Annotated in this window: 8 protein-coding genes and 1 pseudogene; 6 read left to right on the plus strand and 3 right to left on the minus strand. The window is 72.4% G+C overall.

The features are described 5' to 3' along the window. The first annotated feature begins 10 nt into the window (after nucleotides 1-10). Nucleotides 11-1,414 carry a hypothetical protein gene (locus KM933_RS04385; RefSeq protein ID WP_221348450.1) on the plus strand — a complete coding sequence of 468 codons (1,404 nt, stop codon included), beginning with the start codon at nucleotides 11-13 and terminating at the stop codon, nucleotides 1,412-1,414. A gap of 90 nt (nucleotides 1,415-1,504) precedes the next feature. Here KM933_RS04385 and KM933_RS04390 read toward each other — a convergent pair whose 3' ends face one another. After that, the gene (locus KM933_RS04390) at nucleotides 1,505-2,848 is read right to left on the minus strand and encodes a helix-turn-helix domain-containing protein (RefSeq protein WP_221348451.1); all 1,344 of its coding nucleotides are present in this window, start codon (nucleotides 2,846-2,848) and stop codon (nucleotides 1,505-1,507) included. 423 nt (nucleotides 2,849-3,271) lie between these two features. On the opposite strand from KM933_RS04390, the pseudogene KM933_RS04395 reads away from it, so the two are divergent. From KM933_RS04395 to KM933_RS04405, 3 genes and pseudogenes are all read left to right on the plus strand, one after another. Then, nucleotides 3,272-4,296: pseudogene (locus KM933_RS04395) on the plus strand (permease). Then, nucleotides 4,293-4,538 (plus strand): hypothetical protein, encoded by a 246-nt coding sequence (locus tag KM933_RS40530; protein WP_430727276.1) that lies wholly within the window; start codon nucleotides 4,293-4,295, stop codon nucleotides 4,536-4,538. Before KM933_RS04395 ends, KM933_RS40530 begins: the two are co-directional and overlap by 4 nt. 274 nt (nucleotides 4,539-4,812) lie before the next feature. Further along, a complete protein-coding gene (locus KM933_RS04405) occupies nucleotides 4,813-7,437 on the plus strand; it encodes an eCIS core domain-containing protein (RefSeq protein ID WP_221348452.1) in 2,625 nt (874 codons plus the stop codon). A gap of 178 nt (nucleotides 7,438-7,615) precedes the next feature. Here KM933_RS04405 and KM933_RS04410 read toward each other — a convergent pair whose 3' ends face one another. Beyond that, nucleotides 7,616-9,403, minus strand: coding sequence for a transglycosylase domain-containing protein (locus KM933_RS04410; RefSeq protein WP_221348453.1), 1,788 nt, complete (start codon nucleotides 9,401-9,403; stop codon nucleotides 7,616-7,618). After that, nucleotides 9,400-10,617, minus strand: coding sequence for a sigma factor-like helix-turn-helix DNA-binding protein (locus KM933_RS04415; protein ID WP_221348454.1), 1,218 nt, complete (start codon nucleotides 10,615-10,617; stop codon nucleotides 9,400-9,402). The genes KM933_RS04410 and KM933_RS04415 overlap by 4 nt, the downstream gene beginning before the upstream one ends. Nucleotides 10,618-10,783: 166 nt before the next feature. Here KM933_RS04415 and KM933_RS04420 point away from each other — a divergent pair, with 166 nt between their 5' ends. Beyond that, nucleotides 10,784-11,293, plus strand: coding sequence for a SigE family RNA polymerase sigma factor (locus KM933_RS04420; protein WP_221348455.1), 510 nt, complete (start codon nucleotides 10,784-10,786; stop codon nucleotides 11,291-11,293). Continuing rightward, a complete protein-coding gene (locus KM933_RS40190; RefSeq protein WP_221348456.1) occupies nucleotides 11,283-12,194 on the plus strand; it encodes a L,D-transpeptidase in 912 nt (303 codons plus the stop codon). The genes KM933_RS04420 and KM933_RS40190 overlap by 11 nt, the downstream gene beginning before the upstream one ends. The last annotated feature ends 162 nt before the right edge of the window (nucleotides 12,195-12,356 follow it).

Raw genomic sequence — 12,356 nt, forward strand, 5'->3', positions numbered from 1 at the left:
GACAACCGCGATGCCAGGAACCGTCTTGTTGATCGCAGCGTCGCCGGCAGGCAAGGGCTGCCTCGTGGACGCCGCGTCCGTGCTCCCCGTGCTGGCCGCGGTGGCGCCCCCGGTGCTCTCCGGCACGGACACCGCGAACGTGGTCGAACTCGCCGACCCCCTGGAGCCACAGGCCGTCCTGACCCGGCTGCGGGGCGCCGCGACGGCCCCCGGACCGCTCACGGTCTTCCTCACCGGGCAGCTCCAGCTCGACCGCCGCCAACGGCTTCCGCACCTCGCGCTCGCCCGGACGACCCCCTCGACCGTCCGCTACACCGGCTTCCCCTGGCACTGGATCCGCGAGGAACTGCGGCTGCGCGCGCCGGGGAGCACGACCCTGCTCGTCGACCTGCACACCGACGCGGAGACCTGGCTGCACCTGGCGTCCCGGCCCCTCACCGCGGGGCCGGGCGCCGCGCTGTACGGCAGGGTCGCCCCGCCCCCCTCGCGGCGTTCGACGGCGGCGCCCGCGTACATGAGGTCGGTGGCCACGATCCTCCGCAGCGGTCACCGTCCGCCGCTCGCGCAGCTCCACCAGCAGGCGCTGGCACGGTTCTTCGGCGAGGACCCGGACTCGGCCGGCCGCGACCTCGTCCTCGCGGTCGACCCCACGCGTCCGGCCCCGACGGCCGCCACCCCGACGGCGGACGCTCCGGCGACGGCCGCCACCCCGACGGCGGACGCTCCGGCGACGGCCGCCACCCCGACAGCCGCCGTTCCGACGGCGGACGCTCCGGCGGTGGCCGTCCCGGCGACTCCCGCCCCGCCGACTCCCGCCCCGCCGACCGCCGTTCCGGCTCCCGGGTACGCGGTACCGGCCCTCGCGCCCATGCCGTCGTCTCCGGTCGACGCGCCGGTACCCGTACAGCCCGTTCTGCCGGCTCAACCCGCCCTGTCCGCTCAACCCGTCCTGTCCGCTCAGCCCGTCCCGCCCGTGCCCGCGGACGCCCCCGTCGATCCGCACGCCGAGATCACCGCCGCCGTGCAGAGCGGCCGGCACGACGAGGCCGCCGCGCTGGCCGAGTGGTGGGAGCGGGCGGCGCGGCGGACGCACGGACCGGGGGCCGGCGAGGTCGTGCACTGGATGGAGGTACGGGCCGACCTCGCGATGTTCGCGGGCGACGCCGAGCTGAGCTGCCGGATCTGGCTGGCGGTGGCCGACGCCCGGCTGGCCGCGGGGCAGTCCCCGGACGCCGCCGGGGTCGAGACGGCCGTCGACCGGGCGCACCACCAGTGGGGCCGTATCGGCGACCCGGCATGCGCCCGTGAGCTCGGGACCGCGCTGGCCGGCCTCCGGCAGCGTGTCCCGGGGCGCCGGCAGGGCGCGCTCGACGACATCCGGCGCCAGCTCGGCCGGCTGCGGACGCAGGTGTGACGGACCCCGGCCCGTGTACCGGGCGTGCGTGACGTGTTTCTTCACGCCCCGGGGCGGCGGGCGTGGGCGGCGGTGGGGGACGGGCGGTGGTCAGAGCGGCGGGTGTGCCGGTGCCGGGCCCAGGGTCGTCGTGCCGGGTGCGGTGCGGTGGCCGAGGCCCGTCCGGTACGCGTCCAGGGCCGCGTCGATCCGGCCCGTGCGCCGGAGCAGGTCGCCGAGCAGCCGGCACAGGTCGGCCAGGTCGCCCGCCGCGCCGGCCCGTTCGAGCAGGCTCATCGCACGGACGTAGTGCTCCTCGGCCGCCTCGGTGTCCCGGCTGTCCTCCGCGATGATGCCGAGCAGCCGGTGCGCGCCCGCGGAGTGGACCGCCCCGCGCTCGGAGCTGAGGTCGCCCAGCACGCCGTGCAGCAGCGCCGCCGCCTCGTCGGACTTGCCGCGCCGGTGCAGCACGTCCGCCAGTTCCACCGCGACCTGGCTGGTGTAGAGCACGGCGCGCCGGGCGGAGTGCATGGCCTGTGCCTCGCGCAGCTCGTTCTCGGCGCGCTCCAGGTCGCCGTTCTGCGCGTACAGGTAGCCGCGCATCCAGTGGCAGTTGGCCAGCTCGGTACGGATCTGGAGCTGGCGGTACAGTTCCGCCGCCTTGCCCAGGGACGCGTCGGCCTCCGCCATCCGCCCCTCGGCGATCATCGTGCGGGCGACGGACCGGTGCATACGCGCCAGCAGCGCGGGATCGCCGACCTGCGGGGCCAGCGCGAGCGCGAACTCCGCGGCCTGCGCCGCCCGCGCGTGCGCCCCCATGTCCATGTAGGGCGCGATCACCGCCGCGTAGAGCAGCAGCAGGGCGTCCGGGTCGTGCAGTCCGCCCCGGTTCAGCTCGTCGATGGCCGATTCCAGCAGGTAGCACGCGTACCGCAGTTCGCCCGCGAGGTAGTGCGAGACGGCCCGGCCGCGCAGGGCCGGGACCCGGACGGGCAGCGGCGCGTCCGCCAGCCGCTGCTCCGACTGCTCGAAGCGCTGCCGGGCCGTCGCCAGGTCCCCGGTGTCCAGGGCGCACTCGCCGAGCCCGAGGAGCGCCGCCGCGCACTCCGCCTCCAGCCCGTGGGCCTCCGCCTCCGCGAGCAGCGCGGTGTACTGCTCGGTGGCGATCTCCGCCTCGCCGGTCGCCAGTGTCCGCTGGGCGTCGGTGAGCCTCAGCCGCAGGTCGGTGGCGAGGTGGGCGGGCCGCCCGGTGGCCAGTTCCTCGTACGCCACCCCGAGCCGCTCGGCGATGTGCCGCAGCGCCTCCTCGGAGGGCCGTACGCGTCCTGCCTCCAGCGTGGAGACGTAGGCGGGGGTGTAGGCGGGTTCCGCCAGTTGTCTCTGTGTCAGCCCGCGTTCCGTACGCAGCAGCTGCACTCTGCGCCCGATGATTCCCGGGTCGTCGCGCTCGGCCATGGCGTAAGCATGCCAGTAAGTCGACTTACGCCTGTCCGCTATCCAACTTCCGGGTGAAACCTGTCAGTTAGCCCTCGTGTGCGGAGGGCGACGATCGGCTCAATGCGACCCTTGCCCGAAAGGCGAACAGGTCCTAGGTTAAGCGGCGCATTAAGCGCACGATGAAGCAGATTTAATACGCTGGCCTACGTTGACGATGCGAGGTTGTCGCCGTGTTCCGACGCATTGCCGCGCGTTACCTTCCGGGTCGTTTCATCGCGGCGTTCGGTGCTGCCGTGATCGCGGTCGCCACACTGGTGAGCGCGGCCAACGCGGTACCCCACTAGACACCGCACACCGCACACCGCACACCGCGCCCGCCCCGGTCCTCCCCGGGCCGGGGCACGGGTGGTGCACAGGGACGGCCGTTAACCTGCGCCGACCATGGAGAAGGTACGGCGCGGTGCGGGCGACGGGGCACGGGTGGTGGCCCGTGCGCCGGTGTACGCGGTGGTCGGCGGAGGCGCGCTGATCGCCGTCGTCACCGTCGGGTCCGTGCTCGGGCCGTTGCCGGCGCTCGATCTCGCCACCCCCGCCGTGGCCGCCTGGTGGACCGTTGGCGGACCGTGTTCACGGCCGTCGTCGTGCAGGGCATCCCCTTCCTGCTGCTCGGCACGGTCGTGTCGATGGCGATCGGGGCGTTCGTGCCGGAGCGGGTCTTCCGGCGGGTCCTGCCGGAGAACCCGGCGCTCGCCGTGCCCGTCGCCGGAGCGGCCGGTGTGGTGCTGCCGGGGTGCGAGTGCGCGTCCGTACCCGTGGCGGACAGCCTGATGCGGCGCGGGGTCGCGCCGGCCGCCGCGCTCGCCTTCCTGCTGTCCGCGCCCGCCGTCAACCCGGTCGTCCTCGTCGCCACCTCGGTCGCCTTCCCGGGAGATCCGGCCATGGTCGGCGCGCGGCTCGTCGCCTCGCTCGCCACGGCCGTGGCGATGGGCTGGCTGTGGGTGCGGTTCGGCAAGGAGGAGTGGCTGCCGTCCGTACGGCGAGGGGGCGGACCCCCGGCCGCCGGGCGCGGCCGGCGGGGCTTCCGGGACGGGCTGCAGCACGACTTCCTGCGCGCCGGCGGCTTCCTCGTGCTGGGGGCCGCCGCCGCGGCGACGTTCGGCATCGTGGTGCCGCGGTCCCTGCTCGACGTGTTCACCGGCGCGCCCTGGCTGTCGGTACTGCTGCTCGCCGTCCTCGCGGTCGTGCTGTGCGTGTGCTCCGAGACGGACGCCTTCGTGGCGGCCTCGCTCACCGGGTTCTCGCCCACGGCCCGGCTGGCCTTCATGGTCGTCGGGCCGATGGTCGACCTGAAGCTCGTCGCCCTGCAGGCGGGCACCTTCGGGCGGGCGTTCGCGGTGCGGTTCTCGTCCGTGACGTGGGTGGTGGCCGTGGTGAGCAGCGTGCTGGTCGGCGGGTGGCTGCTGTGAACCGCCACGTCCGGCTGCGCCCGCAGGGCGTACTGCTGCTCCTGTGCGGGGCGGCGCTGCTCAGGATCGCCCTGTTCGGCGAGCTGTACCTGCGCTATGTGAAGGAAGGGCTGCGCCCGTTGACGGTCACGGGAACCTGGCACCCCATGGGCGAGCCCGGCTCGGACACGGCCCGCCCGGTACCGGACGCCGTGACGGTGAAGAGGACCACGGCACCCTCGGACCCGTACGAGAAGCGCTGAGCCGCTGTCCGCGCAGTTCGACCGGGGCCCGTATGTCCCTGATTCCGGCTGTCCCTCTTCCGAAGCACGGGCAGTACAGCACGGGCAGTGCGCGGGGCACCGCCCGGTTCGACTCCGGGTGGACCGGTGATGTGTCTGTGTACGCCCCCACACCGGTGATGTTCGCCTAGTGCGCCAGGGTCCGGTGGATCGGTAGTTGTTGCCGATGCCGGTGGGAGCGGCTGCATGTCACCTTGACGCATCGGGTGGGACGACATGGTCAAGGGGAACGCGTATGACGTCAGCCGAGAAGGAGAACAAGCGGTCGGGCGGGCGTCAGCGGACTTCCGCGCGGACGACGGGTGCGGCATACCGGGCCGGTCTGCCCAGACTGCAGCGAAGCGCCGGCAATGCCGCGATGACGACCTGGCTGCAGCGTTCCGGCATGGCGCCTACGCCGCGGCCGGGCCGGGACGATCACCAGCATGCCGCCGGCTGCGGACACGACGGTCCCGATGCGGGCAGCGGGGCGACGTGGTCGGGGGCCGGTACGCGAGCTGACGTCCGGACCGGCACCGCGAGGCGCCCGGGCCCGGCAGCCCTGGGAGCGGCAGGTGTCACCGCATTGCAGCGGAGTGTCGGCAATGACGCGGTCGGCAAGATGATCGGTCGCTTTGCCGGTGCCCCGGTCGGCACGGAGAAGGGGACGGAGGAGCGCGAAAGGCATGAAGGGACTCCGGCCCCGTCTCTGAAGATCCACGATGTGCTCCGTTCTCCGGGCGATCTGATGGCTGCCGACCTGCGGCAGGAGATGGAGCAGCGCTTCGGCGGAGAAGATTTCGGATCCGTGCGGTTTCACACCGGGGGGCAGGCCGCCAGGTCGGCGGACGAACTCCAGGCGCAGGCATACACCGTGAAAAATCATGTGGTGTTCGGCAGAGGTTTCGAACGGAACAAACTGGTTGTCGCGCATGAGCTCGCGCATTACGTGGAGAACAGGAAGGGGGCCTCGTTCAAGTCCGTCCCTTACGGTGATGCCGTCTCCGTGTCCGAGCCGGACGGCCCGTCGGAGATTGCGGCGGACAGGAAGGCGCACCACGTCATGAGATCCCCCGTTTCGCCGGTCGAACGGCACGGGGCCGGTGATCGGAGTGTTTCCCACAAAGAGAGCAAGGAGGGCGAGGAGAGCAAGGAGGGCGAGGAGAGCAAGGAGGGCGAGGAGGGCAAGGGGAGTGCGGAGAGCAAGGGGAGTGCGGAGAGTTCAGGAAGCGGCGGCTTCTCGGACGTGCAGGCTCCGAGTGTGCAGCGAGCGCTCAAGGTGGGGGACCGGGATTTCACTGCGGAGTACAACAGTCTCACCTCCATGGCTCCGCCCGTGCAGCATCAGAACATTCTCATGAACCTCACGAACGAGGTGACTTACCATTTCAATACTTTTGCGTCGAGGGAATTTTCCGAGGATGAGCGTATAAAATTCGGCATGGAGGCGAACAGGATCGGATGGCAGTTGGCCAAGGTCATCGTTTCCCCTGTCGGCATGAAGAACACATACCATCCGGTTCTGAAAGGAATGGTCGGTAAGCATCCCGACTTCGGGGCCAAGAACCACGACATCCAGGTCAACAACTACACGGAGCTCGCCCGTAACCTGATGGGATGGGTGTACGCCAAGGAAGGCAGGCACAAGGAGAAACTGCATGCGCAGGCGATGCATCGCGACGAAAATCTGGACGTCTATCTCAACGTGCTCCTGAAGCGTATGTATCGGTACAGCAAGTCGGTCCAGGAGGCAAGGCGCATGGATGGCGCCGAGATCGAGGTGATGCAGTCCGAATTGCGTACCGGTCTTGCCCGTATAGAGTCGCAGCGCGTTGATGCGCGTGGTGTGCTCGACCCCGATGGGCAGGCCGGACGGCCGGTCGGATCTTATATCGCCCACTTCGACGGATCGATCAATCCGCAGTTCGCCGGCACTCATCTGGATGCCGGCATAGTGGCGAGCGGAGGACTGTACGCGGTGATGAAGGAGCCCGAGAACTACAGACTCCGCGAGAAGATGATAGTCCTGCACGATCTTTCCGAGTACTTCGGGCACAGTCGGCACACCCCTCCGACCAAGGGAAAGGGCGCGATCTCCGAGCCCAGCGCACGCGATCTCAGGAGTACTGCCGGTTTCGATCACCGCGGTCGCAGGGTGACCACGTTCGACCGGGGGCAGAATCCTCTCCTGCATCCTGATGGCCAACCCAAACTGAACGAACGCGGTCAGCCGATGGAGCATCCGTCGACGCGGAACGAGAACTCGGACACCACCAGGCTGGCGCGCTTGAGCAACGTACCTGTGTGGGCGGGCCAGTCCTTCACGGCCGGCCGGATGTTCAAGATGGCGGAACAGAGCGGAGCGTCGCCGGAGGAGATCACGGCGCTCGGCTGGGGAATCTTCGCGTTCTGGCGCACGGACTTCGACCACACCACCAGGTTCGCCTATCACACTCTGCATGAGGTGATGGACATCGCACAGAACTTCGGTGTTCCGTACGACATGGACTACCCGTACCAATCCTTCGACACTCTGGCCGTCGAGCGAGCGGAGCAGAAGGTGGCGAAAATTTCCGGCGAGGTCGGGTCGCTCGTCGTGCAGGCGAAACGCGGGGTCAGGGGGATGGAGAAACTCGCGCGTGACAGGTCTCGTGCGTGGACCGCCGAGGACGCAGACCTCCTGGAGGGGTTCAAAGACGTCCAGAAACAGGCCGCAGAATTGAAGGACATGATCGGCCGGCGCGGTAGTTCATTCAAGAAGTGGGACACCCTCAGCAAGAAGGAATGCACTGTGCTCATCACCAGGACAATCGATGATCTCGGCGCCTGGCAGGACAGGATGGCGGACATCCAGAAGCTCCTTGCGCGGCTGGGCGGTTGACGTCCGTGCGCGACGGGCTCCCGACGGCGCGAGGTGCTCGGCGGTAGGGCGGTAGGGCGGCAGTGCGGCCGGGCGGTCGTCGAGGAGCCGCCGGACCCCGGAGCGGCTGCCCGGCTGCCCGCCGCTCCGCGGCACGGTCCCGTCCGTCGGTGGACGGGACCGTCCGGGTGACCGGTGCCTACGGTCGTGGCGCGGCCGTGGGTTCCGGCGTGTTCGAGGGCGTGCCTCCGGGGGAGCCGGCCAGGCGCCACACCTCGCCCGCCTCCAGCGCGGCGTGCTCGTCGGGTTCGAGCCCGCCGGTGAGGCCCGCGACCCGGGCCGGCTTCCCGCCGCGCTCGGCGAACAGGGCGAGGGTGAGGGCGAGCCGGGGCGAGTACACGCTGTGCCAGACCGTCCGCGTGCCCGGCCCGCTGCCCGCGCCCGCCGAGTGACCGGCCGCCGGGCCCGACCGGGCGGCCCCGGCCGGCAGGAGGCCGCCGTCGGAGGCGTACGGCAGGCTCAGCAGGCCGGTGATCGCCGCCGCCTCCTTCCCGTGCATCGCCCTGTGCGTGTCGGGCCGCGCGGTGTGGACCGTACGGCCCGCCCTGGTGATCCTCGCGACGGTGTACGGGGCCGCGTACGTACCGTCGGCGGCCAGGGCGGCGTACGCCGAGTTCAGGCGCAGCGGCGTGGGGGCCGTCTCCTCGACCAGGTCCTCCAGCGGGCCGCCGAGCCGGGTGCCCTTGAGGAACGGGTCCAGGACCGTGCCCGCCTCGACCGCCCCGTCGACGGCGTCGTTGAACGGCTGGCGGGCGTAGTCCGCCCCGCCGTACAGCACCCGGACCGCACCGTCCCCGGGGACGGTCGCGACGACGGCGGTGTGCAGCCGGTCCCCCTCGCCGTGCTTGCCGTTCGCCGGCGTCCGCTCGCGCACCAGCTCCGCCGTCTCGTCCTGGAGGCCCAGGTCGAAGGTGGTGTGCACCTTGTAGCCGCCGCGGGCCAGCTCGTCCTGGCTGATGCCGAGCCGGTCGGCGGCCTCGGCGGACGCCGCGTCGATCAGGTACTGGCGCCCGCCGTCCGTGTCGCCCGGCGGGTAGAAGCGGAAGGCCGGGAAGCGGGCGGCCGACCGCTCGCCGCGGCTGATGGCGCCGGAGTCCGCCATCGCGTCGAGCACCCACACCCAGCGCCGTTGCAGCGTCCCCGTCACCTTCGCGTCGGCGCCCGCCCGCTCGTAGTACGAGGGCAGGTTGACGATCGCCGCGAGGGCCGCGCCCTGGGAGACCGTCAGGTCCCGGGCGGCGACGCCGAAGTAGTTGCGCGCGGCCGACTCGACACCGGCGGCGCCGCGGCCGAAGTAGACGGTGTTGAGGTAGCCCTCCAGGATCTCGTCCTTGGACCTGGTGCGGTCCAGCTTGACGGCGATCAGCGCCTCGTGCGCCTTGCGTTTCAGGGACTGCTCGGGGGTGAGCAGGGCGTTCTTCACATACTGCTGCGTGATCGTGGAGCCGCCCTGGCGGCCGCCGCCCGTCACGGCGGCGAGCGCGGCCCGCAGGATCGCGGAGGGGGCGACCCCGGAGTCCGTACGGAAGGAGCGGTTCTCCGCGGCGATCACGGCGTCCTGGACGTGCCGCGGGACCTGCCGCAGGGGGACGTCCTGGCGGTCGACGGGGCCGCGCCGCCCCAGGTACTCGCCCTCGGCGTCCACGAAGACCGTGCTCTGGCTGACGGTCTCCGGATGCGGCTCGGGAACGGGCGTCATCCGGTACGCGACGACGAGCGCGGCGCACGCCGTCAGGAACAGCGCCAGCAGGACGGCCAGGACGCGGCGCAGCCGACGGGCCCGGGTGCGCCGCAGCCGCAGGCGGATCCGCCGCAGCCGGGCGCCGGCACCGAGGAGTCGCAGCCGCAGCCGCAGCCGCAGACCAGCGCCGGTGCTGGTGCCGCTGCCGGTTCCGGTGCCGGGGAACAGTCGGTCGCGGGCGCTCATGAAGGGGTGTCCGTTCGTATGACGGCGTCCGTCCGCGCGAGGAGCTTCCCGGCGGCGTCGTAGGCCCGCACGGTGAGGTCCTGCGACGACACGCCGGAGCCGCCGAGCTGTGTGTCCAGGTACCAGGCCGACCAGCCGGGGGAGCCCGCCAGGGTGAGGACGCGCGCGACGGACGTGCCGTCGGACGTGCCGTCGGACACGGTGAGTTCGACGCGGGCCGCCTCACGGGTGCCCCGGTGGACGCCGGAGAGGAAGAGCCGTTTCCCGGACGTGGGGTCGGCCCAGGCGGTCAGCAGGGAGCCGTCGCCCTTCTTCCCCTCGCCGTCACCCTCGTCCGCGTCGCGGAACCGGTTCGGCCGTCCCTCGGCGGACCAGTGCGTGCCGTCCTTGGAGAGCCAGAACTGCACACCCGGCGCGGCGGCGACACGCTCCCCGGGCGTGACGACGCGGACCGCCGTCCCCGCCACGGAGACCGGGGCGCCGCCGGAACCGGAGCCCGTGCCGCGGACGGCCCCCACGACCAGCGGCACCAGGAGCAGGGCCCCCGCCGAGGTCAGCGCCGCCGTGGTGAGCCGGCGCCGCCTGCGGCGCGTGCGGCCGGCCTGCTCGATGGCGGACAGCGGAACGGGCCCGGCCGCGGACGGACCTCCGGGCTGCGGACCTCCGAACTGCGGGCTTCCGGCGGGACGGCTCTCGCGGTACGCCGCATGGGCGCGCAGGGCCTTCTCGGCGCGGCGCTCGACCGCCTTGACCGCTCCGGGCGAGGAGCCGAGGAGGGCGGCGACCTCACGGCGGGTCAGACCGTCCCAGTGCCGCAGCACGGCCACGGCCCGCCGCCGGGGCGGCAGACCGGCCAGCACCTCCGTGAGCGGGTCGAGCGGGTCGGGCACGTACGGCCACGGCGTGCGCCGGGCGTGGGAGCCGCTGCCGAACCCGGTGCCGAATCCGCTGCCGAATCCGCTGCCGAACCTGGCGCCGAATCCCGTGCCGGAGCGGCCGGGCAGCCTCGGCCGCCATCGCAGGAAGCCCCGTACCAGGGCCCGCCGGACGTAGAACTCCGCGTCGTCGCCCGGCACCCCGCGCCGCGCGTACACCTCCGCCAGCGCCGCTCTCGCGCGTCTGTCCGCGTCGGCGGAGTTCCCCGTGAGCAGCCGGGCGGTACGCGTGAGCCGGGGCCAGTACTCCCCGGCGCGGGCGGTGAAGTCGTCATCCATGGTCAGTCGAGCGCGACGGTGCGCGCCACTCCCTCCGGATCGGCCCTGCGCGGTGCTTGTGCTTCGATGTACGCGACCCAAGTGACGTACGGGACCTGTACGCACGACAGAGGCAGCCGGGTTGCACGGGACTTCCGGGAACAGCGGCAGGGGGTGTGACGGGGGTATGACCGAGGACGAGTTCGACGGCTTCTACGCTGCCGCGTTCCCTCGGCTGACCGGGCAGCTCTACGCCTTCACCGGTGACCACGGCGAGGCGCAGGACGTCGTCCAGGAGGCGTTCGTGCGGGCCTGGGACCGCCGGCGCGAGTTCCTCGCCGACGGGGCGCCCGAGGCGTGGATACGTACGGTGGCGATGCGGCTCGCGGTCAGCCGCTGGCGCCGGGCCCGGCGCTGGCTGGAACTGGTGCGCCGCAACCCGCCGCCGGAGCACACGCCGGGACCGGGCCCGGAACGGGCCGCGCTCGTCGCGGCGCTGCGGGAACTGCCCGAGGCGCAGCGCATGGCCGTCGTTCTGCACCATCTGTGCGACTTGAGTGTCGAACAGGTAGCCTCCGAAACCGGTGCGCCCACAGGGACGGTCAAGGCCAGGCTCTCCCGTGGCCGCGCGGCACTGGCACAGCGGCTCGGCGAGTCCGGCGAACTGGGTGAGAGGGAGGACGACCGTGTCCGATGAACTCACGCCCGGCCGCCGGTACGCGGACGAGGAGCCCGGCGCCGGCCCCGACCGCGCACAGCTGGACACCGCGCTGCGCGAACTGGCCCAGGACCACGAGACCCCCGCGACCGTCCCGGGGGCGGAGATCCGCCGCCGCGCGGTACGCCGCCGCCGGCGCCGCACGGCCGCGCTGACCGCCGCGGGCACCGCCTGCGCGGGGGTGCTGGCCCTGGTCCTGGCCGTCGTGCTGACCGGCGGCGGGGAACCCCGGCCGGTCCCGCCCGCGGCCAGTTACGGGGCGCCGTCCCCGTCGGTCCCGCCGGCCACCGCGGCGCCCTCCCCGGTCGTCGCCGCGGCCAGGGTGGACCTCGTCCGCCGGGAACTCGTCGCCCAGGGGCGCAACCTGCCCATCTCCTCCGGAACGGGCGGGTCGTCGACGCCGACGGGGCTGATGACGGTCACCGCCAAGTACGAGTCGGCGGTGGTGCCGGGCGAGGTGTCCGACTGGAGGAAGTACCAGGTCGAGACGGACTGGGTGATACGCCTGCGCGGCGCCGACGACCGTACGGGCTACCTCCTCGCCCTCACCTGGGACGAGAAGGCACCCGGCAACTACGACAGCACCGGCGGCGCGATCGGTCTGCGCAGCGCCGACGCGAAGTGGCTGTACGGGGTGCTCCAGCCGGGGGCGGTGGTGGAGGTGGTGGGGGCGGCTCCGACCCGGTCGGCCACGGAGGGGGCACCGTCGCGGACGGGACTGCCCGAACCGTCCGCGGCGACGGAGCCGGTGGCGGGACCGGGGGCGGAACCGGGAGGGACGGACACGGCGGCCGGGACCACGGACACGCCGACCACGGCCGGGGTCTCGGACACGCCGGCCGCCATCGGCGATACGCGGCGCGAACCGGCCCGCGGATAGGGCAATCCTGGGGTGGGCTTTACTGCGCGTTAGTTGCAGGTGCGGGGTCCCGGCGTGAAGGTGGGGGCAGTCCCGCCGGAGGCACCTCCGGCGGTCGCCCGACGGCCACCCCTCCTCCTGACGTGCCTCCCCGCAACCGGGAGGAGCGGGTGGGACTCCGTG

Origin of the sequence: Streptomyces beigongshangae (assembly GCF_019710745.1) — a bacterium.
GTDB lineage: Bacteria > Actinomycetota > Actinomycetes > Streptomycetales > Streptomycetaceae > Streptomyces > Streptomyces beigongshangae.